Raw genomic sequence first — 25,806 nt, 5'->3', positions numbered from 1 at the left:
GCGTCCGGGGCTGGACGGTACGGTCTTGCGGAACCGGACACCGGTTGGCCGCCTCCGGCGCAGCAAGGCGCCCGGCGCACAGGTTTGATCGAAAGCGGGGAACGTTGAGCGATCAGAATCCGTACGCGGATGACTCATACCAATGGGGACCTCCCCAGAATCCGGGCCATCCGCCCACAGTCGCGGACGGCCAGGGGAAGGACCGGCCCGGCTCGGGCGCGCCGGCCTACGGCTACCCGCAGCCACTGCCCGAGTCCGCGACCCAGCCCGGCCCCGGTTACGGCTACCCCGCGGGGCAGGCGGGCCCGCCGACCATGCCCGGTTACGGCTATCCGCAGCAGCCGGGCCTGCCGCCCGGCGCCGGTGTGCCGATGCTGGCGTTCGGCGACATCACCGTCATGAACGACCAGATCGTGACACCGGCCGGCACGATGCCCCTCAAGGGTGCGGTGTGGACGGCCACGGACCTGTCGCGCACCGAGGAGAAGATCCCGACGGTCGCGATCGTGCTCGCGATCGTCTTCGCGCTGCTCTGTCTGGTCGGTCTGCTCTTCCTCCTGATGAAGGAGAAGAAGACGACCGGCTTCATCCAGGTCTCGGTGACCAGCGGTGGCAGGCACCACTCGACGTTGATCCCGGCGACCGGCCCGGAGACCTTCCAGATGGTGATGGCCCAGGTCAACACGGTCCGCGCGATGAGCGTCTGACGGTCGGCCGGGCGCCTGCCGCTTCGGCCGGTCGCCGCGTTCGCCCTGCTGCTCGCGGGCGTGCCGTCGCGGGACCTGACGACGAAGCCGGCTGTGCGCCCGGCGCCCCGCGCCTCAGTCCCACTCGGCGCCGCCCCGGTCCTCGGCGACCACCATGATGCGCCGCAGCATGTCGTTGAGCAGCATGCGTTCGTCCTTGTCGAGGATGCCGAGCAGCCGGTACTCCTCGTGGCCGAGGACGTCGATCGCGCCCAGCCAGGTCGAGCGGCCCTCATCGGTGAGTTCCACATCGACCCGTCGGCGGTCGGTGGTGGAGGGTGTACGGCGGACGAAGCCGCGCCTTTCGAGCGCATCCAGCCGGCCGGTGACGGAGGCGGGCGCGAGGTCGAGGTCGGCGGCGAGCTCGGAGGGGGCCGCCTTCCCGCCGCGTCCCGCCAGCTTGTGGAGCGTGTCGAACTCCTGGCGGTCGAGGTCGAAGTCGACCAGGGACTGTTCGCGTACCCGGCGTAGATGGACGGAGAGTTTCTTCATACGGGTCACCGCGCCCTCGACATCGGGATCGAGGTGGGGAAGGACCGGCTTCCAGCGCTCCACATGTCCGTCGGTCCAGTCGCGTCGCTGCATGGGGAAAGCGTACGCCCGGCCCCCAACTGCGTTTCGGTACAAGATATTTCGTTGACGAATAGTTCGGAACCGAAATAGGTTGCGTGCATGCCGCACCCCTTGCGCACGCGCGCCTTCCGCCTGCTCTTCATCGGACGCACTCTCTCCCTCCTCGGCGACTCCGCCATCCCCACCGCCCTCTCCCTGGCCGTCTATCTGGCCACGGGATCGACCGGAGCACTCGCCCTGGTCCTGGGATGCGCGATGATCCCCAAGCTGCTCCTGCTGCCACTGGGCGGCGTCGTGGGCGACCGCTTCAACGCGCGCACCGTCGCGCTCATCACCGATCTCTTACGGTGCGTGACCCAGCTCTTCGTCGGCGCGGAGCTGCTCGGCGGCTCCCCCGCGCTCTGGCAGATCGCCCTCGCCGAGGCGATCGGTGGCGCCGCCGGGGCGTTCGCGATGCCGACCGTGTCACCGCTGATCCGCGGAACCGTGGCGGAGTCGGGGCTGCTGCGCGCCAACTCACTGATGGCGGTGGTCAACAGCGCGACCCGACTCGGCGGTCCGGCCATCGCCGGAGCCCTGATCCTCACCGCGGGCCCGGGCTGGGCCTTCGTACTGGACGGCGCGAGCTTCGCGGTGAGCGCGGCGCTGCTGTCCGCCATGAAGGTCCGGCATGTGCCCATCCCCCGGCGTTCCCTGCTCACCGATCTCAAGGAGGGCTGGAGCGAGGTCAGGGGCCGCGACTGGTACTGGACGAGCCTGATCGCCCACACCGTCTGGAACGGCGCGGCGGCCGTCCTGATGACCGTGGGTCCGGCGCTCTTCGTCCGGGAGCTGGGCGGAAAGGGCGTCTGGATCGCCCTCCTCCAGACCGGCGCGGTCGGCCTGCTCCTCGGCTCCCTGCTGGCCGGCCGGGCCCACCCCCGCCGCCCGGTCCTGATGGCCAACCTGGGCCTCGCCACCTACGCCCTCCCGCTCGGCCTCCTCGCCGCCCACGCGCCCGTCGCCGTGACCATCGCCGCGTACGGCATCGCCCAGGCCGGCCTCGGCTTCCTCACCCCCGTCTGGGAAACCTCGGTCCAGTCCGCCGTACCCGCGCACGCCCTGGCCCGCGTGACCTCGTACGACTGGCTGCTCTCCCTCGGCGCGATGCCGCTCGGATACGCCCTGGCCCCGCTCGCCGCCTCGGCCTGGGGCGCCGAAGTCCCCCTGGCCGTCGCCGCGGTGACGGTCGGCGCCGCCTGCCTGGCGACGGCGGCGGTGCCGGGCGTACGGCGCTTCGGGGCGCCCGGCAGGCAGGAGGAGCGAGCCGTCGAGATACCTGCTTGAACATGTGGCCGACCACCCCGACGGACCGCCCGTACGCCCGAGCGACCGTGCTCGCCGCCGCGAAGTACCGGTCGCTGACCGCGACACCGTGCGGCGACAGGGACAGTGCCTGTACGGTCCCCGGATCCGGGGCCTGACCGTGGCGGATACCCTCGGGACTGTGGTGAAGGACGTGAAGGAAGTCAAGGCTCCCAAGAGCGAGCAGACCCGCACACTCATCCTCGAAACCGCGCTCCGGCTCTTCCAGGAACGCGGCTACGACAAGACGACGATGCGGGCCATCGCCCAGGAGGCCGGCGTCTCCGTCGGGAACGCCTACTACTACTTCACGAGCAAGGAACACCTCGTCCAGGGCTTCTACGACCGGCTCGCCGCCGAACACGAAGCGGCGGTCCAGCCGGTCCTGGACGGCGACAAGGACCTCGCGGTGCGGATGCGCGGGGTCCTGCTCACGTGGCTGGACGTGGCGGAGCCGTACCACCGCTTCGCCGCCCAGTTCTTCAAGAACGCCGCCGACCCGGAGAGCCCGCTCAGCCCGTTCTCGGCGGAATCGGTCGCGGCCCGCGAGGCGGCGATCTCCATCCACCGGCGGTGCCTGGCCGGCTCCGACGCCAAGACCGATCCCGAACTGGCGGCGATACTGCCGCAGTTGATGTGGTTGATACAGATGGGCCTGGTGCTGTACTGGGTGTACGACCGGACGGAGCACACCGAACGCAGCCGCCGCCTGGTCGAGCGCTCCGCCCCGATCGGAGCCCGCGCCATCGCGCTCTCCCGGTTCCGGGCGCTACGGCCGCTGGTGCGGCAGATCCACGAGGTGCTGGAGGAGTTCCTGCCCGGAGCCGCGAAGCGGCCGGCCTAGCAGCCGCCCCTCGGAACCTGTCGTACGCGCCGGGTCCGGCGCGGCGGACCGTCAGATCCGCTTCAGTTCCCACAGCCGCCAGATGCCGGTGCCGTCCGAGAGGTACTGCGAGCCGGAGACATCGGTCGTGCTGACGACGTAGTCCTTCTTCTGCCACAGCGGCACGAGCGGCACGTCCTCACCGACCAGCGCCTGGAGCTTCTTGAAGTCCTCCGCTGTACGGCTGCGGTCGCTGTACCGCAGCGTGGCGCCGATCAGGTCGTCCATCTTCTTGCTGGAGTAGCCGTTGCGGAGGATGTTGCTGTGCCCCACCAGCGGCTGGCTGAAGGTGTCGGGGTCCGGGTAGTCGGGGAGCCAGCCGAGGGTGTACGCGTCGTACTTGCCGGCCGCGTACTCCTTCTGGAACTTCTGCCATTCGACGGCCTTGAGCGAGACCTTGAACAGCCCGTCCGCCTCCAGCTGGCGGCGCAGCTCCGCGGCCTCCTTCGCGGCCGTCTTGTCGCCGGCGCCGTAGCCGAAGGTGATGTGCAGCGGCGTCTGTACTCCGGCCTCCTGCATCAGCTCCTTGGCGCGCGCGGGGTCGGGCGTGGGATAGGCGTCGAAGAACGGTGTGCTGTGCCCGATGTAGCCCTGCGGGATCAGCGAGTAGAGCGGTTCGACCGTGCCGTCGTAGACATCGGTCACCAGCGGCCCGCGGTCGATGATCGACGCGATGGCCTGCCGGACCCTCTTGTCGGCGAGCGGGGAACCGTCACGGACGTTGAAGACGAGATTGCGGATCTCGGCACTCTCCGCCTCGGTGACGCGCAGGTCGGGGTCGCCGACGTTCAGCTCGGCGAGCGTGGCGGGCGGCAGCTGGCGGTGCGTCACATCGAGCCGTCCGGCCTTCCAGTCCGCCAGGAGTGCGTCCGACTCCTTGTAGTAGCGCACGGTGACCGGGACACCGGTCTTCTTCAGCGCACCCTTGTACCGGGGGTTGGGGACCAGCTCGGCGGCGACGCCCGGTCGGTAGGACTTCAGCATGTACGGGCCCGAGCCGTCGGCCGTGTTTCCGGTCCGGAGCTTGTTCGGCGGGTACGACTCGCGGTCGACGATCGAACCGGCCCCCGTGGCGAGCTTCTGCGGGAAGGTCGCGTCGCGCGAGGAGAGGTTGAAGGTGATGGTGCGGCCCTCGGACACCACGTTCTTGAGGCTCGGGAACAGCACCGACGGACCGACATCCGTCTTGATCCTCATCATGCGCTCGATGGAGTACTCGGCGTCGGCGGCGGTCATCTTGCGACCGTTGGCGAAGAACAGGTCGTCACGCAGCGTGCACTGGTACGTCTGAAGCTTCTGGCCGATGAACCCACAGCTCTCGGCGGCGTCGGGTTCGGGGACGATCGCCCCGGGCCTGAACGTCATGAGGGACTGATAGACGTTGCTGTACATCGCCCAGGAACCGGCGTCGTACGCACCCGCCGGGTCGAGCGAGGTGACTTCGTCCGTCGTACCGACCGCGATCGGGTCCTTGTTCACCTCGTCCGAGGGAAGCAACTGCCAGACGACGACGCCTGCGATGACCAAAACCGCGAGAACCGCAAGAATCCGTAGCCGGATCGACCGCATTGCCGTGCTCTCCCTTACCAGCCCCACCTCGGTGTTGCGCTCAGACACGCCATCACCGCATGTTCGCGCTCACCCAATCACACGATTTTCACATCTGGAAGAGCAAAAGTAAGACTCATAGCCTTTTGTTCAGCACTTGAAACCTCGAGTTGATCACAAGGTCTGCAACAGGTCGGTGACGGAGAGTCAGGCCTGTCGGGAGGCAAGCTCCACGACGGTGATGTCGGAGGGTGCACCGACCCGTACGGGCGGCCCCCAGGCGCCTGCTCCGCGCGAGACGTACAGCTGGGTGTCGCCGTAGCGGTCGAGCCCGGCGACCGTGGGATTGGCCAGTTCGGCGACGAAATTGCCAGGCCAGAGCTGGCCGCCGTGGGTGTGGCCGGAGAGCTGGAGGTCCACGCCGTGGGCGACGGCATCGTGGATGACGACGGGCTGGTGAGCGAGGAGGACGGCGGCGCGGGTACGGTCCCGGTCGCCGAGCGCGCGATCGAAATCGGGCCCCTGCCCCTCCCTCTCCCCGGCAATGTCATTGACGCCCGCGAGATCGAATCCTTCGATCTCGACCCGGGCATTCTCCAAGGGATGAAGCCCCAATTCCCTTACGTGATCAATCCATTGGGCGGCGCCGGAGTAGTACTCGTGATTTCCGGTGACGAAGAAACTGCCCTGGCGGGCACTCAGCCGCGCGAGCGGCTCCGCGGCCGGACCGAGGTCGGCGACAGTTCCGTCGACGAGATCCCCGACGACGGCGACCAGATCCGGCTGGGTCCGGTTGATCGTGTCGACGATCCGCTGGGTATGGGCGCGGCCGAGGATCGGGCCGAGGTGGATGTCGCTGACGACGGCGATCCGGAAGCCGTGCGCGGAGCGGGGCAGCTTGGCGAGCGGGACGGTGATCCGCTTGACCCGCGGCCCGCGCAGTACGCCATATGTGCCGTATCCGACCGCGCCGAGCCCGGCGACGGCGGCGGCGCCCCCGACAGCGCGCGCGATGAACAGACGGCGTGTGGGGACGGCGAGGGTGTCCACGGCGGGGGCGTCGGCGACGAGGAGGTCCGCGGCAGGGGCGGTGGCGACGGCGTCGGTGTCGGCAGCCTCGGGCGTGAGCACTTTCGTCACCGACGGGCGGTTTGACCGATTTGACTCATTCGTACGACCCGCGAGCACGCGGCGCAGGACCGGCCGTACCCCCTCCCCCACCAGCAGGGCCAGCGTCAGATACAGCAGCGCGGCCAGCCACAGATACCCGGGCCAGGCCAGCACCCGCTGGAGCCAGAAGGGCGCACCCGTACGGCCGGAGACCAGGGCGCCGACACTCAGCAGCGGCAGGAGGTACGCGGCCACCGTGCCGGCTCTGCGCAGGGCGCTGCCCTCGGCCGTCGTGTCACCGACGAAGCGGCGCCACAGATAGCGGTGCACGCCGACGAGCAGCGCGAGCACCACGACCGCCGTCACCGCGAGACCGATCACTGCCACTTGCGCTCCCCCGCCCGTCGTACTGCCTGTTATGCGCCTTCGCGGCGCAGCGCCCTGACTCCGCGGAACCCGATCACACCGACGGCCGTCCCCAGGAGAAAGGACGTGATGGCGAGCAGCAAATGCACCCAGAAGTACGCAGTCGGATCACCCGCGTCGTCGAAGGCGAGTCCGCTGCCGTCCTTCCATAGGTTCTTGACGAAAGAGATCCAGATGAACCAGCTCCACACCCCGAAAGCGAGCAGGAACCAGGAGACGGGGCGGCTGAGCTTCATGGCCCCAGTATCTCCGGCGCGCTCCGGCAAAGTCGCCCGGGGTGGGCTGACCCGGCGGTACGCGCGGCGGTTCAAGCCATCCGTACCCACATTCATATCTTCGCCCTGTACGTTTCCGACCGTGCCTGCTCTGAAGAAGATCGCGCTGACGGTCACCTCTGCTGCCCTGTTGTCCACATTTGCCATCAGTCCGGCAGCGGCGGTCGACAAGGAGACCGCCGGCAAGCAGCCGAAGCCACCCGCCGGTATGTCCCGGGTCGGTGGCGAGCTGCTGGGCCGGCCCGGCACACAGGTCAAGCTGGGGGCCGGCGCCCCGGTACTGCCCAAGGACCTCACGGGCAGGTCCTGGATCGTTGCGGACGCGGAGAACGGCGAGGTCCTCGCCGCGCACAACCCGCACTGGCGGCTGCCCCCCGCCTCCACCCTGAAGATGCTCTTCGCGGACACCGTGATGCCCGGACTGCAGCCGAAGACCCGGACGTACACCGTCCAGGAAAAGGACCTCGCCGGCGTCGGCGAGGGCAGCAGCCTGGTCGGCATCAAGGAAAACCTCAGCTATACGGTCCACGACCTGTGGCTCGGGGTGTTCCTGCGCTCGGGCAATGACGCGGTGCATGTGCTGTCCTCGATGTACGGCGGCATTCCCAAGACCGTCACCGACATGCAGGCACATGCCGAGGAGTTGCAGGCGCTCGACACGAAGGTGGTGTCGCCCGACGGATACGACGCGCCCGGTCAGGTCTCCAGCGCGTACGACCTGACGCTGTTCGCCCGCAGCGGGCTGCAGAAGGCGGACTTCCGGGAGTACTGCTCGACGGCCGAGGCGGACTTCCCCGGCGCGAAGAACAAGGGCGGCAAGCGCGAGAGCTTCAAGATCCAGAACACCAACCGGCTGCTCACCGGCGCGGACGGCGTCGAGCCGTACAAGGGCATCGCGGGCGTCAAGAACGGCTACACCACACACGCGGGCAACACCTTCACCGGTGTCGCCGAACGCAACGGCAAGGTGCTGCTCGTCACCGTCATGAATCCGTCGTCCGGAGAGCCCCACGCCGTCTACAAGGAAGCCGCCAGTCTTCTCGACTGGGGCTTCGCCGCCAGCGGCAAGGTGACACCGGTCGGCGAACTGGTGCCCCCGAGGTCCGCCGACACCGGGGGCGGGAAGGGCCCCGCGGCGTCGCAGGAAAAGGGCGAGGGCAGGAACGGCTCCTCGCACACCACCGAGACCGCTGCCGCCGACGGCGGAGGCGTCGGGATCGCTCTGGGAATCGCCGGAGGCGTCCTGGTGCTGCTGACCGGCGGTGTGTTCCTGGTCAACCGGCGCTGGCCGCTGGTGCGCCGCCTTCCTCGTCGTTGACGGCCGCGGATTCCTTGTCGGTTTCCTTGCTGCTCTGCGTCGCCGTCCAGGCGGCGCAGAACAGCAGCAGCCTTGCCGTGAAGTTGATCCACAGCAGCAGTGCGACCGGCACCCCGAAGGCGCCGTACATGCTCTTCGACGCGACGCCCTTCATATAGCCGCCGAGCAGCAGCTTGAGCAGTTCGAAGCCGACCGCGCCGATCGCCGCGGCGACCAGCAGCCTGCGCCGCGGGGGCTCGACGCCGGGCAGCAGCGTCAGCAGATAGAGCAGCAGCAGGAAGTCGGCGAGGGCCGCCACGATGACGGCCGCCACCTGCAGCACCACACCGCCCGCGCCGCGGTCCGAGATGCCCAGCAGACCGGCGGTCCAGCCGACGGCGACGGAGCCGGCCGAGGAGACGGCGAGCGTCGCGAGCGCCGCCCCGCCCAGACCGAAGAGCAGCCCGACGTCCTTGATCTTGCGGATGACCGGATTGCCCAGGTCCATGTCGTCCATGCCCCACACGGCGCGCAGACAGCCCCGCATCGCGCCGATCCAGCCGACCCCCGTGAGGAGCAGCAGCGCACCCGCGACCAGCCCGACCGTGCCCGCGTTGGCCACCAGAGAGCTGATGCCGAGCTGGTCGAAGAGGCCCGGCGCCTGCTCGGCGATCTGGTTCTCGATCTTGTGGACCTGCTCGGTGGAGAGCAGCGCGGCACCGATCGCCGCACCGAGCGCGATCAACGGGAAGAGCGCCAGGAAGCTGATGAAGGTGATCGCGGCGGCGAGCCTGGCCCAGTGGGCCCGATCCAGCGTTTCGTACGAGCGCCAGGCGTGCGTCGCCATCAGCCGGGAGACGATCGGCCCGATGACAGGGAGGTTCTTCAGCCAGTCCATGTCATACGACTACCTTACCGGGCACGGAAATCCGGCACCCCTTTCACTGCCGTAAGGGCTGACACTTCTTCAATCGCCCATATCGGTGAGTGTTGTAACAAATCCGTCGAAAGGGTTTTGTCGGGCGATACGGTCACGGTCATGTCTGTCGACACCGTGTCCCTGAGCGGCTGGGGCCGTACCGCCCCGACGACCGCCCTGCGCTTTTGTCCCCGTACGTACGAGGAGGCGGCGGCGACGGTACGCGGCTGCGGACCCCGCGGCTCCATCGCCCGGGGCCTCGGCCGGGCCCACGGCGACGCCGCACAGAACGCCGGCGGCTCCGTCCTCGACATGACCGCGCTCAACCGGATCCGCAACGTCGATGCCGGGGCGGGCCTGGTGGTCTGCGACGCCGGGGTCAGCCTGCACAGGCTGATGGAAGTCCTGCTGCCGCTCGGCTGGTTCGTACCCGTCACACCGGCCACCCGCTATGTCACCGTGGGCGGCGCGATCGGCGCCGACATCCACGGCCGCAACCATCACTTCTCCGGCTCCTTCTCACGGCACGTCCAGGAGCTGAAGCTGCTGACCGCCGAGGGCGAGATCCGCACGGTCCGGTCCGGCACCGATCTCTTCGACGCGACCGCGGGCGGCCTGGGGCTGACGGGTGTGATCCTCTCCGCCACCCTCCGGTGCCACCGGGTCACCAGCTCCTGGATGTCGGTGGACACCGAACGGACCGTCGACCTGGACGACCTGCTGGCCAGGCTCTCCGCCGGAGACCACCGCTACCGCTATTCGTCCGCCTGGATCGATCTCCTCGCCCGCGGCCGGGCGACGGGGCGTTCCGTACTCACCCGCGGGGAGCACGTACCCCGGTACGCGCTCCCCGCGCGCGCCCGGCGCGCACCGCTCGCGTTCCGCCCGGGACAGCTGCCGGTCGCACCCGCTCTCGTACCGGAAGGACTGCTCGGCCGTACCTCCGTCGCGCTCTTCAACGAGTTCCGGTACCGCAGCGCCCCCAGGTACCGCATCGGCGAGCTCCAGAAGCTGTCCACGTTCTTCCACCCCCTGGACGGTCTGCCGCACTGGAACCGGATCCATGGCCGCGGCGGATCCGTGCGGTACCAGTTCGTCGTCGGGCACGGGCAGGAGGAGGCGCTGCACCGGATCGTGCGCCGGATCTCCCGGCGGCGCTGCCCGTCGTTCCTCGCCGTGCTCAAACGGTTCGGCGAAGGCGACCCCGGCTGGCTGTCGTTCCCGATGCCCGGCTGGGCGCTCGCCCTCGATCTGCCCACCGCGCTGCCGGGCCTGGCCGCCTTCCTGGACTCGCTGGACGATGAGGTGGCGGAGGCGGGCGGCCGGGTGTGCCTGGCGAAGGACTCCCGGCTGCGGCCTCAGATGCTGGCCGCGATGTATCCACGGCTGGCCCAATTCCGGTCGCTGCGCGCCGAGCTGGACCCGAACGGGGCGTTCCGCTCGGACCTGTCGCGCCGCCTGTCGCTCTGACCGCTGAGGCCTTCCGCCCTCTCGTCCCCCTCGCCTGCCTCGTCCCCCTCGTCCCCCCTCGTCTGCAAGGAGTGTTTCCGTGAAGGACGCCTTCGGTGCCCCGCAGTCCCTGCTCGTTCTCGGCGGCACGTCTCAGATCGCTCTCGCCACCGCACGCCGGCTGATCGCCCGCCGGACCCGTACGGTCTGGCTGGCCGGCCGCCCCTCCCCCGCCCTCGACTCGGCCGCCGCCGAACTGCGCACACGCGGCGCCGACGTCCGTACGGTCGACTTCGACGCTCTCGACCCCGAGTCCCACGAGACCGCCCTGGGCAAGATCTTCACCGAGGGCGACATCGACATGGTGCTCCTCGCCTTCGGTATCGCGGGCGACCAGGGGCGTGACGAGGAGGAGCCGCTCTCCGCGGTCCGGGTCGCCCGGACGAACTACGCGGGGGCCGTCTCCGCCGGGCTGGTGTGCGCCGGCGCGCTTCAGGCGCAGGGGCACGGCTCGCTGGTGGTGCTGTCCTCGGTGGCCGGCGAACGTGTCCGCCGTGCCGACTTCATCTACGGGTCCAGCAAGGCGGGCCTGGACGCGTTCACGCAGGGGCTGGGGGACGCGCTGCACGGCACGGGGGTGCATGTGATGGTCGTACGCCCCGGCGCCGTACGGCCACAAGCGGCGGCCCGACCCGCGACGCCGCGGCTCACCGCGGCACGGTTCGCCGCTGCACCACTGGAGGCATCACCTCTCGTGACGACGCCGGATGCGGTCGCGGCGGCGATCGTGACGGGTCTGCGGCGGCGTTCGGAGACGGTGTGGGTGCCGGGGTCACTGCGTGTAGTGATGTCGGCACTGCGGCATGTACCGCGCCCGTTCTTCCGGCGCCTGCCGGTCTGATCCTTGAGCGCCGGGGCGCTCAAGGAGTGAAGAGGGCCCGCCGGGGCCGCTCAGAGGCTGTCGGGTGACCCGACAGCCTCTCAGGGGTGCAGGGAGGGCTCGTCCACGGAGGAGCCGCCCTGCGCGGGCACGGCGCGCGCGCCGTCCCCGGCACCGAACGGGAACTCGTTGATCTTGCGCCAGACGCTGTCCGGGCCCTGCTCGTACAGCGCGAAGGAGTCGCAGGTCCAGGCGGCCTCGTAGTCGGAGAGCTCCGCGTACGCCCGGTCCATCGCCTGCTCGGCGATGTCGTGCGCCACCGTCACGTGCGGGTGGTAGGGGAACTGGAGCTCACGCACCAGCGGCCCGGAGGTGTCCCTGACCCGCTTCTGCAGCCACGAACAGGCCGAGGCCCCCTCGACCACCTGGACGAAGACGACCGGCGAGAGGGGACGGAAGGTCCCCGTGCCGGCCAGCCGCATCGGAAAGGGGCGGCCGCCCGTGGCGATCTGCGCGAGATGCGCCTCGATCGCGGGCAGGTCGGCCGCCTCGGCCTCGGTCGGCGGGAGGAGGGTGACGTGGGTGGGAATGCCGTAGGCGGCAGGATCCCCGAAGCTCGCGCGCCGCTCCTGGAGCAGGCTGCCGTAGGGCTCCGGGACCGCGATCGAAACGCCGAGCGTTACGGTCCCCACGTCGTTCTCCTCAATCCTCGATGGTCGATGGCCTGCTTTCGGCCATCGACCGGGTCAGTTTCCCCTCGCCAGTGTGACGCCTGCGGCTGCCGAACCGCCAGGGTCCTTGGACTCGGACCGACCGGCACATGGGGGCGGCGTCAGTGCTTCGCGGGCAGAAAACCCATCCGGTCGTACGTCCGGGCCAGGGTCTCGGCCGCGACGGAGCGGGCCTTCTCCGCGCCCTTGGCCAGGATCGAGTCCAGCGTCTCCGGGTCGTCCAGGTATTCCTGGGTGCGAGTACGGAACGGTGTGACGAACTCGACCATGACCTCGGCAAGGTCGGTCTTGAGCGCACCGTAGCCCTTGCCCTCGTATTTCTGCTCCAGATCCGCGATACCGGTGTCGGTCAGCGTGGAGTAGATCGTCAGCAGGTTGCTGACCCCGGGCTTCTCGGCCCGGTCGAAGCGGATGACCGTATCGGTGTCGGTGACCGCGCTCTTGACCTTCTTGGCGGTGGCCTTCGGCTCGTCGAGGAGGTTGATCAGGCCCTTCGGGGTGGCCGCCGACTTGCTCATCTTCGACGACGGGTCCTGAAGGTCGTAGATCTTCGCCGTCTCCTTGAGGATGTACGGGTCCGGCACGGTGAACGTGTCGCCGTAGCTGCCGTTGAACCGCTCGGCGAGGTTACGGGTCAGCTCCAGGTGCTGGCGCTGGTCCTCACCGACCGGGACCTGGTCGGCCTGGTACAGCAGGATGTCGGCGACCATCAGCATCGGGTACGTGAAGAGACCGACCGTGGTGCGGTCGGCGCCCTGCTTGGCGGACTTGTCCTTGAACTGCGTCATGCGGGACGCCTCGCCGAAGCCGGTGAGGCAGTTCATGATCCAGCCGAGCTGGGCGTGCTCGGGGACATGGCTCTGGACGAAGAGCGTGCAGCGCTCCGGGTCGAGACCGGCGGCGAGGAGCTGGGCGACGGCGAGCCGGGTGTTCGCGCGCAGCTCCGCGGGGTCCTGCGGAATGGTGATCGCATGCAGGTCCACGACCATGTAGAAGGCGTCGTGGGATTCCTGCAGCGCCACCCACTGGCGGACCGCACCGAGGTAGTTGCCGAGGTGGAACGAGCCTGCGGTGGGCTGGATTCCGGAGAGCACGCGGGGGCGTTCAGAGGCCATGGAACTCATTGTCTCAGGTACGGAACCGATCTCCGGCAGCCGGTCGGAAGCCGTGTGGACACAGGACGCGCAGCGCGGTGATCGAGACGGGAATGCAGCCGGGCCGGCGGGACGGTGGACGGGCGCGGACGGGCGCGCCGTGAATCGAAGGTTTCCTCGCCAGGGTTCCGACCGACGATACAAAGTGGGCACCACCCTCCGCCCACGCCGCACGACGAACGGAGATCCCGTGTCGACCACGGAAACTGCCATCGCCTCCGCCGAGGCGCACAGCGCGCACAACTACCATCCGCTGCCCGTCGTCGTCGCCTCGGCGGACGGAGCCTGGATGACCGATGTCGAGGGCCGGCGCTACCTCGACATGCTCGCCGGATATTCGGCGCTCAACTTCGGTCACGGCAACCGGCGCCTGCTCGACGCGGCCAAGGCGCAGCTGGAGCGGGTGACCCTCACCTCGCGCGCCTTCTACCACGACCGGTTCGCCGATTTCTGTACGCAGCTCGCCGAGTTGTGCGGCATGGAAATGGTGCTGCCGATGAACACCGGGGCGGAGGCCGTGGAGACCGCGGTGAAGACCGCCCGCAAGTGGGGCTACCGGGTGAAGGGCGTCCCGGACGGCATGGCGAAGATCATCGTCGCCGCGAACAACTTTCACGGCCGGACGACGACGATCGTCAGCTTCTCCACGGACCAGGAGGCACGCGAGGACTTCGGTCCGTACACGCCGGGGTTCGAGATCGTTCCGTACGGGGATCTGACCGCGCTCGCGGAGGCGATGACCGAGAACACCGTGGCGGTGCTGCTGGAACCGATCCAGGGCGAGGCCGGGGTGCTGGTGCCGCCGCCCGGCTATCTCCCCCGGGTGCGTGAGCTCACCCGTGAGCGGAACGTGCTGTTCATCGCGGACGAGATCCAGTCGGGCCTGGGCCGGACGGGCAGGACCTTCGCCTGTGAGCACGAGGGTGTCGTGCCGGACATGTATGTGCTCGGCAAGGCGCTGGGCGGTGGTGTGGTGCCGGTGTCGGCAGTGGTCTCGTCGAAGGATGTGCTCGGGGTGTACCGGCCCGGTGAGCACGGTTCGACGTTCGGCGGGAATCCCCTTGCCTGCGCGGTCGCGCTGGAGGTCATCGCGATGCTCCGTACCGGCGAATTCCAGCAGCGGGCCGCCGAGTTGGGCGAACATCTCCACCAGGAGCTGGGGCTGCTGGTGGGCGGGGGCGCGGTCGAGGAGGTGCGGGGGCGCGGGCTGTGGGCGGGCGTCGACATCGCCCCGCGCCACGGCACCGGCCGGGAGATCTCCGAGAAGCTGATGGGCCGCGGGGTGCTGGTCAAGGACACCCATGGCTCGACGATCCGGATCGCCCCGCCACTGGTGATCAGCAAGGAGGACCTGGACTGGGGGCTGGAGCAGCTCCGCGGTGTTCTGCGCGGCTGAAGTCCCGCCCCGGTCGTCGGCTGCGGTCGGTCCAGGGCCTGTCTGGGGTTGTGATCTGGATCAGGGAGTGGGGCGTGGTGCGTGCGATCGCAAGGCGGTTAAAAGCCCTTGTAGCGGAGCTACCTGGGCTTTTAACCAACGCCGCGAGCGTGCGTGCCACGCCCCGCGAGCCCAGATCACAACCCCAGACAGGCCCTAAAGGATGACGTGGGGCAGGAAGCGGGCGTACTCGTCCGTGACCGGCCCCGCCGATTCACGGATGCCCAGCCCGGCCGCCTCGTCCTCGACGACCCACGCCCCCAGCACCACCCGGTTGCCGTCGAAGTCCGGCAGCGGCGCCAGCTCCTGGTAGCAGCACGGCTCGTCCCGCAGCACCACGGGGCTTCCCGGCTCATGGATGGTGACCCCGGCCCCCTCACGGCCGAGCAGCGGCTTGGCGACGTATCCGGGGCCGCCTCCGTCGCCCGGTCCCGTACTCGTCGCCGCGAGTTCGCGGGGCCCGTCGAGATAGGAGGGCAGCAGATTCGGGTGCCCGGGGTGGAGCTCCCAGAGGATCGCCAGCAGCGCCTTGTTGGAGAGGAGCATCTTCCAGGCGGGCTCGATCCAGCAGGTGGTGCCGGTGCCGCCGCCGTTGTCGAGGGTGTCCAGCACATGCGGCCCGAACCGGTCGGTCGCCAGCCATTCCCACGGATACAGCTTGAAGCAGCTGCGGATGAAGCGGAGCCGTTCGTCCACGAACCGCCCGGTCAGCCGGTCCCAGCCGATCTGTTCCACGGAGAGCGCCTCCGTGTCGAGTCCGGCCTGTTCGGCGGTCTCCCGCAGATAGGCGACCGTCATCAGGTCCTCGCCGATCTCGTCGCCCTCGGAGTGCGCGAAGTGCACCGGTCCGGGCGGCAGCAGCGCGGCCTGCCGACGCCACGCCTCGACGAGGCGTTCGTGCAGCGAGTTCCACTGGTCGGCGTCCGGGAAGCGGTCCTCCATCCAGAACCACTGGGCACTCGCGGCCTCCACCAGGGAGGTGGGGGTGTCCGCGTTGTACTCCAGCATCTTCGCCGGCCCGGTCCCGTCGTAGCGCAGGTCGAACCTTCCGTAGATGGACGGGAGTTCGTCGCGGCGCCACCAGGACTCCGTGATCAGATCCACCAACCTGCAGTCGGTGATGCCGAGTTCAGCGAACCGGCCCCGCTCCACGATATGCGCGGCGGCAGCCAGACACATCGCGTGCAGTTCCTCGACGACCTCCTCCAGCGCCTCGACCTCGGGCAGCGAGAAGACGTAGTAGGCGCTCTCGTCCCAGTACGGCCGCAGCGACCCATCGGGGTAGCGGGTCAGCGGATAGACGACGCCCTGGCTCTCGACCGTCTCCTGCCAGCCGGGGCGCGGCTGTGTGGTGCGGCGTTCCATGGCGGTTCAGCCGCCTCCGGTACCCGAGCAGCCGAAGCCGCCGCGTTCGACGGCCGCCTTGTCGAAGCTGCCGCCCTCCACTCTGCCGTCCGTGCTCTTGCCGCCGTAGTAGTACGAACCGCCGCCGCTTCCAGTGCTGCTGCCGCTCCCGCTGCCACTGCCGCTCTTGCACTTGTAGCTGGGCAGTTCCTTACGGGTCAGCGGGTCGACACACCGCTTGTCCGGCTCCGAACCGCAGGAAGTGAGCACCGCGGCGAGCATCCCCATCCCGCCGAGCACCACCGTGCTCGACCTCAGCTTGCGTATGGCCATGTTTCCGTCTCCCCCGTTGCACGAATCAACCCAGCGTGGCTACTTGTCAGATTAGACGGCCACCGACTGCGGTCGAAAGCGGGTGCACCGACCGTCCTCGGAAGGCCCTAAGGCGTGTTTCGAAAGTCCCGTCCGGTCGGGGGCAGCGGGCTGGTCGCCTCGGTCAGGGCCGGAAGGATCATCGTGACGCGCATGACAGCCCGGACTCGGAAAGCAGTGCGGTCAGTTCCCGGTCACGGCGATGGGACACCACCGCCCCCGGCAGCGGCCGCTGCCGGGGGCGGTGGTGTACGCCTCGAAGGGCGCAGGGATCAGATCAGGCCGAGCTCGCGAACCGCGTCGCGCTCGTCGACGAGTTCCTGCACCGACGCGTCGATGTGCCTACGGGAGAACTCGTTGATGTCCAGGCCCTGGACGATCTCGTACTTGCCGTCCTTCGTGGTGACCGGGAAGGACGAGATGATGCCCTCGGGCACGCCGTAGGAGCCGTCCGACGGGATGCCCATGGAGGTCCAGTCGCCGGCGGCGGTGCCGTTGACCCAGGTGTAGATGTGGTCGATGGCGGCGTTGGCGGCCGAGGCGGCGGAGGACGCGCCACGGGCCTCGATGATCGCGGCGCCGCGCTTGGCAACGGTCGGGATGAAGGTGTCGGCCAGCCACGCCTCGTCGTTGACGAGCTCGGCGGCGCTCTTGCCGGCGACCTCCGCGTGGAAGATGTCCGGGTACTGGGTCGCCGAGTGGTTGCCCCAGATCGTCAGCTTCTTGATGTCGGAGACGGCGGCACCGGTCTTGGCGGCCAGCTGCGACACCGCGCGGTTGTGGTCGAGGCGGGTCATCGAGGTGAAGCGCTCGGCCGGTACGTCCGGGGCGGCGGCCTGCGCGATGAGCGCGTTGGTGTTGGCCGGGTTGCCGACGACGAGGACCTTGATGTCGTCCGCGGCGTGGTCGTTGATGGCCTTGCCCTGCGGCTTGAAGATGCCGCCGTTGGCGGAGAGCAGGTCGCCGCGCTCCATGCCCTTCGTGCGCGGGCGGGCGCCGACCAGCAGGGCGACGTTGGCGCCGGCGAAGCCGACATTGGCGTCGTCGGTGATCTCGATGTTGCGCAGCAGCGGGAAGGCGCAGTCGTCGAGTTCCATCGCGGTGCCCTCGGCGGCCTTCAGCCCCTGCGGGATCTCCAGGAGGCGCAGGTTGACCGGCACGTCCGGGCCGAGCAGGTGGCCGGAGGCGATGCGGAAGAGCAGCGCGTAGCCGATCTGGCCGGCTGCGCCGGTCACGGTGACATTCACGGGAGTGCGGGTCATGGCGATCTCCGTTAGACAGCTGGCGGTGGGGGGTCCCTGCCCCTGGTGCTGGACATCCCTGAATCTTGATGTGAAGAGATATCCATCGATCAGGCTATCCGACCCGGAACCTCCCGACCCCTCGGCCCCCTGTGGCACCGCACACAACCCGTCACACAGCGCTCGCCCGGCCGTGTCCACTCAGCCGCACAGCCGCACAGCCGGTCTCAGCGGATCGCGAAGTGGACCGCTTGCTCCAGGAATGGAAGGTCCAGCCACGGCTCGGGCTGCGCCACCAGCGCGAGCATCACGATGAGGAAGCCGAGCATCCCGTACGTCACCAGGTCGGTGAAGCGGGAACGGACCGCCAGCATGCCCACCGACGGGACCATGGCCCGCAGCACGGCGCCCCCGATGAGGGCCACACCGATCAGCATCGTGCCGATCCTGAAGGCCTCGGTGAAGGGGTCGACGGCCACGATCAGCAGCCCGGTCCCGGCCGTGCAGAGCACGGCGAGCAGCGGCCACTGCCGGGCCGGGGCGGGCGCGTCCCCGGAAGCGGCCCGGCCGCCGCCCTCGGGGCGCGCGGTGTCCCGGGTGAGCGACGGGAACCTCCGCGACGGACGCGGGCCCCTGTGCGGGGCGCCGGCCGGGGCGCCGGTGGCAGCAGTGGCAGCCTCCGGGCGGGTGCCCTCGCGCGGGTCCGTGTCGCCGGCGTCCTCACCGGCGGCCGGGTCGGCCGTCCCCTCGCGAGCGGCATCCGCACAGGGCGCAGCTTCAAGGGTCGCGGCCGCCTCGCGGAGCGCGGCCCGATCCGGCGCAGCCTCATCCGCCGCACCCGCACCACAGACGTCCGCGTCCGACGGCATCGGAGACGTCCGGTCCGCCTCGGTGGTCGGGTCGGCCGGACTCGTACCAGCACCCATGGGGCTCCTTCCGGATCGGGTCAGTCGGCTCAGACCGCGTCGGCCGCGTTGCGCTCGGCCGCCTCGACCACGTTGACGAGGAGCTGGGCGCGGGTCATCGGGCCGACACCGCCCGGGTTCGGGGAGAGCCAGGCGGCGACCTCGGCCACACCCGGGTGGACGTCCCCGACGATCTTGCCGTTCTCGTCCCGGCTGACGCCGACGTCGAGCACGGCCGCGCCCGGCTTCACGTCCTCGGGCTTGATGATGTGCGGCACCCCGGCGGCGGCGACGATGATGTCGGCCTGCTTGAGCTGGGCGGAGAGGTCACGCGTACCGGTGTGGCACTGGGTCACGGTGGCGTTCTCGGACTTACGGGTCAGCAGCAGCGGGATCGAGCGGCCGATGGTGACACCGCGGCCGACGACCACGACATGCGCCCCGTTGATCTCCACACCGTGGTGGCGGAGCAGTTGGACGACGCCCTGCGGGGTGCAGGGCAGCGGACCCGTCTCGTTCAGTACGAGCCGGCCGAGGTTCATCGGGTGCAGACCGTCGGCGTCCTTGGCCGGATCCATCAGCTCCAGGACACGGTTGGTGTCGATCCCCTTGGGAAGCGGAAGCTGCACGATGTAACCCGTGCAGTCGGGGTTGGCGTTGAGCTCCCGTACGACGTCCTCGATCTCCTCCTGGGTGGCGGTGTCGGGGAGTTCGCGCTGGATGGAGCCGATGCCGACCTGTGCGCAGTCGCGGTGCTTGCCGTTCACGTACCACCGGCTGCCCGGGTCGTCCCCGACGAGCAGGGTTCCAAGGCCAGGGGTGATGCCCTGGGCCTTGAGGGCCGCCACGCGGACGGTGAGATCGGACTTGATCGCGGCTGCGGTGGCCTTGCCATCGAGAATCTGGGCAGTCATGAACCCATACTCGCGGATGACCCCACCTGCATACCAATCCCGGTGCCGGCGGTGGACGCGAGGTTGCACTTGAGCAACATCCACCAGGCGCGGCTGGACAAACTTATATTTCGCTTATAACGATGATGGCCGCAGTGCCGTAGAAGTACCGGGGGGCGGACGCTGATGTTTTCTTTCCTCCGCGCGGCCGCAATTCGTCCCCGCACGCACGTTGGAGGAACGCCCAGATGAGCTTCGGCGACCCGAACCCGAATCCGAACAACCCCTACGGCCAGCAGCCCGGCCAGCCGCCGCAGGGCCAGCCCCAGCCCGGTTACGGATACCCGCAGGAGCAGCCGCAGGGCCAGCCCGGCTATGGCTACCCGCAGCAGCCCGGCCAGCCGCCGCAGGGCCAGCCCGGTTACGGATACCCGCAGCAGGCACCGGGCACGCTCCAGGCCAACAACGGGTACATAAACGTCCCGGTCCTGGGTACCGTCCAGGTCGCCTCGATGGGGCGCCGCCTCTGCGCCCGTCTCATCGACGGCGTCGCTATCGGCGTCATCCTCGCCATCATCATGGGGATCGGTCTGGCCGGCGCGGTGGGCCTCGCCAACGACTGCGACTCCACCTCGCCGGACTACACCTCGTGCGTGAATGACGCCAGCGCCGGCTTCATCGGCGTGATGTTCACCTGGATCATGGTCATCGCGTGCTTCACGCTGCTCTACGAGTGGCTGATGATCTCGTTCGTCGGCGCGACCGTGGGCAAGCTCGCCGTCGGCCTGCGTGTCGTGAAGGAGAACACCGGTCAGAAGCCGGGCCTCGGCTCCGGCTTCATCCGCTACATCATTCCCATCGTCGGTGTGTTCCTCTGCTACATCGGCGCCGTCCTCGTCTACCTCTCGCCGTTCTTCGACAACTCCGGGAAGCTGCAGGGCTGGCACGACCGTGCCGCCGGCACCCTGGTCATCAAGAAGTAACGCACCCGGCACGCCCGGCGTGCCGCACACACGAAGGGCCGGAACTCCTCGCGGAGTTCCGGCCCTTCGTGCTGGGGAACCGTCAGTGGAAGAAGTGCCGCGTACCCGTGAAGTACATCGTCACGCCCGCCTTCTCCGCGGCCTCGACGACCAGCTCGTCACGGACCGAACCGCCCGGCTGGGCCACGGCCCTGATGCCGGCCGCGGTCAGGATCTCCAGCCCGTCCGGGAACGGGAAGAACGCGTCGGAGGCGGCATATGCGCCGCGCGCCCGCTCCTCGCCCGCCCGCTCGACGGCCAGCTTCGCGGAGTCGACCCGGTTGACCTGCCCCATGCCGACGCCGACCGAGGCGCCGCCCTTGGCGAGCAGGATCGCGTTGGACTTGACCGCGCGGCAGGCCTTCCACGCGAAGGCGAGTTCCTTCAGCTCGTCCTCGGAGAGGGCCTCACCGGTGGCGAGGGTCCACTGGGCCGGGTCGTCGCCGTCGGCCTGGAGGCGGTCGGTGACCTGGAGCAGCGCGCCGCCGTCGATCGGCTTGACCTCGACCGGGGCGGTCGGCGCCTCGGGGCAGCGCAGCACTCGGATGTTCTTCTTGCGGGCCAGGACCTCGACCGCGCCGTCCTCGTACGCCGGGGCGACGATGACCTCGGTGAAGATCTCCGCGACCTGCTCGGCCATCTCGACGGTCACCGGACGGTTGACCGCGATGACACCGCCGAAGGCGGACAGCGGGTCGCAGGCGTGCGCGTTGCGGTGCGCCTCGGCGACGTCGTCGGCGATCGCGATGCCGCACGGGTTGGCGTGCTTGATGATCGCGACGCACGGCTCGGCGTGGTCGTACGCGGCCCGGCGCGCGGCGTCGGTGTCCGTGTAGTTGTTGTACGACATCTCCTTGCCGTGCAGCTGCTCCGCCTCGGCCAGGCCACCGGCGCCCGAGGTGTAGAGCGCGGCGGGCTGGTGCGGGTTCTCGCCGTACCGCAGGACGTTCTTCCGCTCGTACGTCGCACCGAAGAAGTCGGGGAAGCCGGAGTCGTCGGCGGCGGCGTACTCGTCGGCGAACCACGAAGCCACAGCCACGTCGTACGCGGCGGTGTGCTGGAACGCCTCGGCGGCCAGGCGCTTGCGGGCGGTCAGGTCGAAGCCGCCCGCCTTGACCGCGGCGAGGACGTCGGCGTACCGCCGGGGGCTGGTGACGACGGCCACGGACGGGTGGTTCTTCGCGGCGGCGCGGACCATGGACGGGCCGCCGATGTCGATCTGCTCCACGCATTCGTCGGCGGACGCGCCGGAGGCGACGGTCTCCTTGAACGGGTACAGGTTGACGACGACGAGGTCGAACGGCTCGACACCGAGCTCGGCGAGCTGCTCGCGGTGGGCGTCCAGGCGCAGGTCGGCGAGGATGCCGGCGTGGACGCGCGGGTGCAGCGTCTTCACGCGGCCGTCGAGGCACTCGGGGAAGCCGGTGAGCTCCTCGACCTTGGTGACCGGCACACCGGCGGCGGCGATCTTTCCTGCGGTCGAACCGGTGGAGACGAGCTCGACGCCCGCCTCGTGCAGCCCGCGGGCGAGGTCTTCGAGCCCCGTCTTGTCGTAGACACTGACCAGGGCGCGACGGATGGGCTTATTCACCGACATGACCGAGATGAACCTTTCGTCCCTCAATGCGATAGCCGTCACGGGCGAGCCGCCCCACGGCCTCGACGAGCAGCTTGCGCTCGACTTCCTTGATGCGTTCGTGGAGAGCGGCTTCGCCCTCCGCCGTGTCCGCTTCGGCCACCTCGACCACGCCCTGCGCGATGATCGGACCGGTGTCGACGCCGTCGTCGACGAAGTGGACGGTGCACCCGGTGACCTTCACGCCGTACGCGAGTGCGTCACGCACCCCATGGGCACCGGGAAAGCTGGGGAGCAGGGCGGGGTGGGTGTTGATGAACCGGCCACCGAACCGGGCGAGGAACTCCTTGCCCACGATCTTCATGAATCCCGCGGACACCACGAGGTCCGGGCGGTGCTCGGCCGTCGCCGCCGCGAGTGCCGCGTCCCACTCCTCGCGGGTGGGGTGGTCCTTGACCCTGCACACGAAGGTCGGCAGTCCGGCGCGCTCCGCCCGTTCCAGACCGGCGATGCCGGAGCGGTCGGCGCCGACCGCGACGATTTGCGCGCCGAAGCCCTCGGGGTCGTCGCCGATGGCGTCGAGCAGGGCTTGAAGGTTCGTACCGGAGCCGGAGACCAGCACGACCAGACGGGCCGGTGCGGCGGAGGGGGGCGGGGAGGCCACGGCTGGGCCCTTTCTCGCGTGGTGAAGCAGAGCAACGCTGGTTTGTATGGTCGTACGAAAGAATCGAGTCCCTTGATACGGGGAACTCTACGAACAAGCGGACCGTCAGCAACGATACCGGCACCTCGCAGGACCCCCACGGGACGGGGTAACGACCTCCTGTCGTGGGCGAGGTCGCAAGAGAGGCCGCGGGGCGACGGTGGCGAAGCGCGAGAGGGTCCGGGTCACGGGTATCGGCCACCTGCACCGCGCTCCCAGCTTTCGGCCCCTCCTGGCCGGGAGGTAGCGTCAGGGGAAAGGGAACCGTCCGCAGGGCGGAAATGACGAGATGGGGAAGACGTTCACCATATGCCGGACCGACGCCGCCGCACCGCCTTCCACCACCCGCTGCCCGAGCGGACCCCACTGATGCTTCGGGAGCGCCGGTCTCCCACGGGCTCTTCCTCTTCTTCCGGTTCTTCCGGTCCTTCCGGCTCCTCCGGTTCGCCGGGGTCTTCCGGCCCCGCGGACGACAACCCGTTCGCCGCACCGCCCGAGGACCGGCCCGACCAGCCCTGGCAGCCCCGCCACCCTTCGAACGCCGGAAACGGCGACGGGAACGGTGGCCGGGGCAACGGCGACGGGCCGGTCCGGGGCAGCCAGTGGAGCAGCCGACAGCCCGGGCGCCAGAGCGGCGGCTTCGGCGGCCGCCCCGGAGGCCAGAGCGGGCCGAACGGCCAGGGCGGCCCCGGGGGCGGCCCCGGCGGACTGCGCTGGGATCCGACCGACCCCACCCAGCGCCGCGCGCGCTACGCGCTGCTCTGCGGCATGTGGGCCTTCTTCTTCGCACTCTTCGACTTCCCGGAGATCGCCCTGCTGCTCGGCGCACTCGCCGTGTACTGGTCGATCAGCTCGCTCCGGGCGAAGCCGGAGGGCGCGTCCGCGCCGGGCGGCGCCGCCGGAACACCCGGGTCGGCCGCGGCGTCCCCTACGCCTGCCGTCGGCCCCCTTCAGGGTTCCGGTTCCGGGCGTGTTCCGGCGTCCACCGCCGGCGCCCCCGCCGCTCCGGGCTACGGCAGGCAGCAGACCACGGCTGCGGTCAGCGGCCTGGTGACGGCGCTGCTCGCGCTCTCGATCGTCGCGATGACGTTCACGATGCAGATCGTCTACCGCGACTACTACACCTGTGTGAACGACGCCCTGACCAAGTCCGGCCAGCTGGCCTGCAACGACCTGCTGCCGAAGCCGCTGGAGCCCTTCTTCGGCGTCAGGAACTGACACCTCACGGATTTAGACCAGTCGGTCTCAGGGATCCACGGACGGCCAGGCCTCCCCAGGCCGGGCCGTCCGTTCGTGCCAGGGGTCGGCCGGCAGGAAGTCGTACGGCTCGGAGTCCTGGCTCCTCTTGTCCGATGCGGACACCGGCGCAGCGCCGCCGGTGACGGGGGATGCCTTCGCAGCAGGTACGCCCGCGGAGGCGCGGACGGGTACGGAAACGGCTCCCGGACCGGGCAGCGGCTCAGCCGCCTCGTCCTCGTCCCGGCGCCCGGACCGCTTCCACCACCGCCGGCCACCGCCGCCCGGCTCCCGAGGCACCTGCCCAGGGCCCTGTGCAGCCGCCTGAGCTGCGGGCGCGCACTCCACCGCTGCCGTCTCCTTCGCCGACCCTCGCGCCGGCCATCCCCCGTCGCCGTCGCGCAGCCACCAGGGCCGGAGCAGCAGCGCCCCGGGGACGCCGAGCAACGCCGTCCACACCAGGGCCGCCGCACCCGTCTGCCACCACACCGGGCCGAACTCCGCCAGCGCCCTGGTGCCGAGCGGTCCCCCCGCGGCCGCGGCCAGCACCGCTGTGCCGACCCCGCACCCCAGTGCCCCCAGCCCGGCCGTCAGCGCGGTCTCCCGCATACTCCACACCTTCTCCCGCCCGGCGTGGGCAGGCGCGGCCCGCCGTACGGTGAACCAGGCGACCGTCACCCCGGCCGCAACCGGCACCGCCGCGGCCGCCCAGTTCAGGACCGTCGTCGGCCCCTGGGCCGGCACCGCGGCGAGCAAGGGGAAGACGGGCAGCGCCGGGCGCCCCGAGAAGGCGAGCGGGGTGACCGTGGACGCCGTGCCGAGCGCGAAGCCCGGCCCGAGTCCGTACGCGGCGCCCCACACCGCCGCATTCGGCACCAGCACCAGCGCGAGCAGCAGTACCGGGACCCGGCCCGCCCAGTCACCCGAGAGCTCGACGAACGACTGCTGAGCCGCCTGCGCATGCCACACCAGCGCCACCGCGACAAGCAGCACCCCGCCACCGAGCAGCACCGCCACCCCGGCCGCGGCCGACCGGCACGCCGTCTCCACGCACTCCCTGAACCGGGTACGCGCCAGTTTCTCGTGCAGGCGCACCGGCGCCCAGGACGGAGGCGCGATCGGGCGCCCCGATGCCGTCCAGACCCCGGCAGCCGCCGCGCTCGTCACCACAACGGCCGAAGGGCAGAGCAGCGACGGTGTGTACACGGACAGTGAGTCAGTCCGCGCATAGAACGCGACAGCGGCTCCGACCAGCAGATATCCGCCGCTGACCATGGCGAACGCGCCCGCCGCCGAGGGCACCGGGCGCCGCTCGCCGGGCTCCAGGGCATCCCGGGCCGCTCGGTGCACCAGCCACACCGGCACCACAGCAAGCAGCAGTGGGACGAGGCCGACCGGGGCGGGGGCTCCGCCGAGCGTGTCGGTTCTGATCAGCTCGGCACCGTGGGCGAGCAGCCAGAGCCCGGCCGCCGCACGAAGGGCCCCGTCGGGGCCGTTGCCGGGAGCCGGGGAGCTGATCCACAGCACCATGGCGAGCACGGCGAGCGCGCCCAGCCCCAGCCCGGCCGCAAGCGCCCCACGCAGGAAGGCGAAGGCCAGAACGGCGGACCGGCCCTGCTCTGCCGACAACGACGGGCCGCGTTCGGTCACTTGGATCACACGGCCATGCTCCCAACGACACGCACTTATTTCGTGTAACAGGCGAATGATCGCTGTGTCGCTCAATATGCGTTTATGTACTTCT

General features: G+C 69.9%; 24 protein-coding genes. 9 read left to right on the top strand and 15 right to left on the bottom strand.

Annotated features, from left to right (window positions below):
• Nucleotides 1-104 precede the first annotated feature (104 nt).
• A complete protein-coding gene (locus ACH4EW_RS01650; protein ID WP_398249996.1) occupies nt 105-707 on the top strand; it encodes a hypothetical protein in 603 nt (200 codons plus the stop codon).
• Between the two features lie 114 nt (nt 708-821).
• Here ACH4EW_RS01650 and ACH4EW_RS01645 read toward each other — a convergent pair whose 3' ends face one another.
• Entirely contained in the window at nt 822-1,331 is a 510-nt protein-coding gene (locus ACH4EW_RS01645; protein WP_398249994.1) for a MarR family winged helix-turn-helix transcriptional regulator, read from the bottom strand.
• Nucleotides 1,332-1,418: 87 nt separating this feature from the next.
• Here ACH4EW_RS01645 and ACH4EW_RS01640 point away from each other — a divergent pair, with 87 nt between their 5' ends.
• Both ACH4EW_RS01640 and ACH4EW_RS01635 read left to right on the top strand, forming a co-directional pair.
• Nucleotides 1,419-2,645 carry an MFS transporter gene (locus ACH4EW_RS01640; RefSeq protein ID WP_398249992.1) on the top strand — a complete coding sequence of 409 codons (1,227 nt, stop codon included), beginning with the start codon at nt 1,419-1,421 and terminating at the stop codon, nt 2,643-2,645.
• A 163-nt stretch (nt 2,646-2,808) separates the two neighbouring features.
• Nucleotides 2,809-3,507, top strand: coding sequence for a TetR family transcriptional regulator (locus tag ACH4EW_RS01635; RefSeq protein WP_398251215.1), 699 nt, complete (start codon nt 2,809-2,811; stop codon nt 3,505-3,507).
• A 51-nt stretch (nt 3,508-3,558) separates the two neighbouring features.
• Here ACH4EW_RS01635 and ACH4EW_RS01630 read toward each other — a convergent pair whose 3' ends face one another.
• The 3 genes from ACH4EW_RS01630 to ACH4EW_RS01620 form a co-directional block, all read right to left on the bottom strand.
• Nucleotides 3,559-5,115 carry an ABC transporter substrate-binding protein gene (locus ACH4EW_RS01630; RefSeq protein WP_398251212.1) on the bottom strand — a complete coding sequence of 519 codons (1,557 nt, stop codon included), beginning with the start codon at nt 5,113-5,115 and terminating at the stop codon, nt 3,559-3,561.
• 186 nt (nt 5,116-5,301) lie between these two features.
• The gene (locus ACH4EW_RS01625) at nt 5,302-6,591 is read right to left on the bottom strand and encodes a metallophosphoesterase (RefSeq protein ID WP_398249990.1); all 1,290 of its coding nucleotides are present in this window, start codon (nt 6,589-6,591) and stop codon (nt 5,302-5,304) included.
• A gap of 29 nt (nt 6,592-6,620) precedes the next feature.
• Nucleotides 6,621-6,866 (bottom strand): SCO4848 family membrane protein, encoded by a 246-nt coding sequence (locus tag ACH4EW_RS01620; protein WP_398249988.1) that lies wholly within the window; start codon nt 6,864-6,866, stop codon nt 6,621-6,623.
• A 121-nt stretch (nt 6,867-6,987) separates the two neighbouring features.
• Between ACH4EW_RS01620 and ACH4EW_RS01615 the strand changes: the two genes are divergently transcribed.
• Nucleotides 6,988-8,223, top strand: a complete 1,236-nt coding sequence (locus ACH4EW_RS01615; protein WP_398249986.1) for a D-alanyl-D-alanine carboxypeptidase family protein — start codon at nt 6,988-6,990, stop codon at nt 8,221-8,223.
• Here the strand turns inward: ACH4EW_RS01615 and ACH4EW_RS01610 are convergent.
• Nucleotides 8,180-9,100, bottom strand: a complete 921-nt coding sequence (locus ACH4EW_RS01610) for a YihY/virulence factor BrkB family protein (protein ID WP_398249984.1) — start codon at nt 9,098-9,100, stop codon at nt 8,180-8,182. The two genes, ACH4EW_RS01615 and ACH4EW_RS01610, sit on opposite strands and share 44 nt — an antisense overlap.
• Nucleotides 9,101-9,241: 141 nt before the next feature.
• On the opposite strand from ACH4EW_RS01610, the gene ACH4EW_RS01605 reads away from it, so the two are divergent.
• Together ACH4EW_RS01605 and ACH4EW_RS01600 are read left to right on the top strand one after the other, a co-directional pair.
• Complete coding sequence (locus ACH4EW_RS01605) at nt 9,242-10,591, top strand: FAD-binding protein (RefSeq protein WP_398249982.1); 1,350 nt, start codon at nt 9,242-9,244, stop codon at nt 10,589-10,591.
• Nucleotides 10,592-10,670: 79 nt separating this feature from the next.
• Entirely contained in the window at nt 10,671-11,471 is an 801-nt protein-coding gene (locus ACH4EW_RS01600) for a decaprenylphospho-beta-D-erythro-pentofuranosid-2-ulose 2-reductase (protein ID WP_398249980.1), read from the top strand.
• 80 nt (nt 11,472-11,551) lie between these two features.
• Here the strand turns inward: ACH4EW_RS01600 and ACH4EW_RS01595 are convergent, their stop codons facing one another.
• Both ACH4EW_RS01595 and trpS read right to left on the bottom strand, forming a co-directional pair.
• Nucleotides 11,552-12,142 carry a 2'-5' RNA ligase family protein gene (locus ACH4EW_RS01595; protein ID WP_398249978.1) on the bottom strand — a complete coding sequence of 197 codons (591 nt, stop codon included), beginning with the start codon at nt 12,140-12,142 and terminating at the stop codon, nt 11,552-11,554.
• A gap of 140 nt (nt 12,143-12,282) precedes the next feature.
• A complete protein-coding gene (trpS, locus tag ACH4EW_RS01590) occupies nt 12,283-13,296 on the bottom strand; it encodes a tryptophan--tRNA ligase (protein ID WP_351202781.1) in 1,014 nt (337 codons plus the stop codon).
• Between the two features lie 229 nt (nt 13,297-13,525).
• Between trpS and rocD the strand changes: the two genes are divergently transcribed.
• Nucleotides 13,526-14,731 carry an ornithine--oxo-acid transaminase gene (gene rocD / locus ACH4EW_RS01585; RefSeq protein ID WP_398249976.1) on the top strand — a complete coding sequence of 402 codons (1,206 nt, stop codon included), beginning with the start codon at nt 13,526-13,528 and terminating at the stop codon, nt 14,729-14,731.
• Nucleotides 14,732-14,926: 195 nt separating this feature from the next.
• Here the strand turns inward: rocD and ACH4EW_RS01580 are convergent, their stop codons facing one another.
• The 5 genes from ACH4EW_RS01580 to ACH4EW_RS01560 form a co-directional block, all read right to left on the bottom strand.
• The gene (locus ACH4EW_RS01580) at nt 14,927-16,135 is read right to left on the bottom strand and encodes a glutathionylspermidine synthase family protein (RefSeq protein WP_398249975.1); all 1,209 of its coding nucleotides are present in this window, start codon (nt 16,133-16,135) and stop codon (nt 14,927-14,929) included.
• 6 nt (nt 16,136-16,141) lie between these two features.
• Complete coding sequence (locus tag ACH4EW_RS01575) at nt 16,142-16,447, bottom strand: hypothetical protein (protein WP_398249973.1); 306 nt, start codon at nt 16,445-16,447, stop codon at nt 16,142-16,144.
• A 311-nt stretch (nt 16,448-16,758) separates the two neighbouring features.
• Complete coding sequence (locus tag ACH4EW_RS01570) at nt 16,759-17,748, bottom strand: malate dehydrogenase (protein ID WP_398249971.1); 990 nt, start codon at nt 17,746-17,748, stop codon at nt 16,759-16,761.
• 206 nt (nt 17,749-17,954) lie between these two features.
• Nucleotides 17,955-18,653 carry a DUF3017 domain-containing protein gene (locus ACH4EW_RS01565; RefSeq protein ID WP_398249969.1) on the bottom strand — a complete coding sequence of 233 codons (699 nt, stop codon included), beginning with the start codon at nt 18,651-18,653 and terminating at the stop codon, nt 17,955-17,957.
• Between the two features lie 29 nt (nt 18,654-18,682).
• On the bottom strand, nt 18,683-19,546 hold the full coding sequence (locus ACH4EW_RS01560) for a bifunctional methylenetetrahydrofolate dehydrogenase/methenyltetrahydrofolate cyclohydrolase (protein ID WP_398249967.1): 864 nt from the start codon (nt 19,544-19,546) through the stop codon (nt 18,683-18,685).
• A 227-nt stretch (nt 19,547-19,773) separates the two neighbouring features.
• Between ACH4EW_RS01560 and ACH4EW_RS01555 the strand changes: the two genes are divergently transcribed.
• Entirely contained in the window at nt 19,774-20,508 is a 735-nt protein-coding gene (locus ACH4EW_RS01555; RefSeq protein ID WP_398249965.1) for an RDD family protein, read from the top strand.
• An 82-nt stretch (nt 20,509-20,590) separates the two neighbouring features.
• Here ACH4EW_RS01555 and purH read toward each other — a convergent pair whose 3' ends face one another.
• Both purH and purN read right to left on the bottom strand, forming a co-directional pair.
• Nucleotides 20,591-22,144, bottom strand: coding sequence for a bifunctional phosphoribosylaminoimidazolecarboxamide formyltransferase/IMP cyclohydrolase (gene purH / locus ACH4EW_RS01550; RefSeq protein ID WP_398249963.1), 1,554 nt, complete (start codon nt 22,142-22,144; stop codon nt 20,591-20,593).
• Nucleotides 22,131-22,787: a phosphoribosylglycinamide formyltransferase gene (purN, locus tag ACH4EW_RS01545; protein WP_398249961.1), complete on the bottom strand. Its 657-nt coding sequence runs from the start codon at nt 22,785-22,787 to the stop codon at nt 22,131-22,133. The genes purH and purN overlap by 14 nt, the downstream gene beginning before the upstream one ends.
• 348 nt (nt 22,788-23,135) lie before the next feature.
• On the opposite strand from purN, the gene ACH4EW_RS01540 reads away from it, so the two are divergent.
• Nucleotides 23,136-24,044 carry a hypothetical protein gene (locus tag ACH4EW_RS01540; RefSeq protein WP_398249960.1) on the top strand — a complete coding sequence of 303 codons (909 nt, stop codon included), beginning with the start codon at nt 23,136-23,138 and terminating at the stop codon, nt 24,042-24,044.
• A 27-nt stretch (nt 24,045-24,071) separates the two neighbouring features.
• Here ACH4EW_RS01540 and ACH4EW_RS01535 read toward each other — a convergent pair whose 3' ends face one another.
• Nucleotides 24,072-25,721: a DUF6350 family protein gene (locus ACH4EW_RS01535; RefSeq protein ID WP_398249958.1), complete on the bottom strand. Its 1,650-nt coding sequence runs from the start codon at nt 25,719-25,721 to the stop codon at nt 24,072-24,074.
• Nucleotides 25,722-25,806: the final 85 nt, after the last annotated feature.

The organism is Streptomyces sp. NPDC018000, assembly GCF_044328025.1.
GTDB lineage: Bacteria > Actinomycetota > Actinomycetes > Streptomycetales > Streptomycetaceae > Streptomyces.
Note: the sequence above shows the minus strand (reverse complement) of the source record. Positions and strands in the feature narration are given on the sequence as shown.

Coding starts and splice junctions, on each gene's coding strand:
- purH (WP_398249963.1), bottom strand. CDS start 22,144: ATGTCGGTGAATAAGCCCATCCGTCGCGCCCTGGTCAGTGTCTACGAC.
- ACH4EW_RS01570 (WP_398249971.1), bottom strand. CDS start 17,748: ATGACCCGCACTCCCGTGAATGTCACCGTGACCGGCGCAGCCGGCCAG.
- ACH4EW_RS01605 (WP_398249982.1), top strand. CDS start 9,242: ATGTCTGTCGACACCGTGTCCCTGAGCGGCTGGGGCCGTACCGCCCCG.
- trpS (WP_351202781.1), bottom strand. CDS start 13,296: ATGGCCTCTGAACGCCCCCGCGTGCTCTCCGGAATCCAGCCCACCGCA.
- ACH4EW_RS01645 (WP_398249994.1), bottom strand. CDS start 1,331: ATGCAGCGACGCGACTGGACCGACGGACATGTGGAGCGCTGGAAGCCG.
- ACH4EW_RS01565 (WP_398249969.1), bottom strand. CDS start 18,653: ATGGGTGCTGGTACGAGTCCGGCCGACCCGACCACCGAGGCGGACCGG.
- ACH4EW_RS01580 (WP_398249975.1), bottom strand. CDS start 16,135: ATGGAACGCCGCACCACACAGCCGCGCCCCGGCTGGCAGGAGACGGTC.
- ACH4EW_RS01640 (WP_398249992.1), top strand. CDS start 1,419: ATGCCGCACCCCTTGCGCACGCGCGCCTTCCGCCTGCTCTTCATCGGA.
- ACH4EW_RS01575 (WP_398249973.1), bottom strand. CDS start 16,447: ATGGCCATACGCAAGCTGAGGTCGAGCACGGTGGTGCTCGGCGGGATG.
- ACH4EW_RS01630 (WP_398251212.1), bottom strand. CDS start 5,115: ATGCGGTCGATCCGGCTACGGATTCTTGCGGTTCTCGCGGTTTTGGTC.
- ACH4EW_RS01555 (WP_398249965.1), top strand. CDS start 19,774: ATGAGCTTCGGCGACCCGAACCCGAATCCGAACAACCCCTACGGCCAG.
- ACH4EW_RS01560 (WP_398249967.1), bottom strand. CDS start 19,546: ATGACTGCCCAGATTCTCGATGGCAAGGCCACCGCAGCCGCGATCAAG.
- ACH4EW_RS01540 (WP_398249960.1), top strand. CDS start 23,136: ATGCCGGACCGACGCCGCCGCACCGCCTTCCACCACCCGCTGCCCGAG.
- ACH4EW_RS01620 (WP_398249988.1), bottom strand. CDS start 6,866: ATGAAGCTCAGCCGCCCCGTCTCCTGGTTCCTGCTCGCTTTCGGGGTG.
- ACH4EW_RS01610 (WP_398249984.1), bottom strand. CDS start 9,100: ATGGACTGGCTGAAGAACCTCCCTGTCATCGGGCCGATCGTCTCCCGG.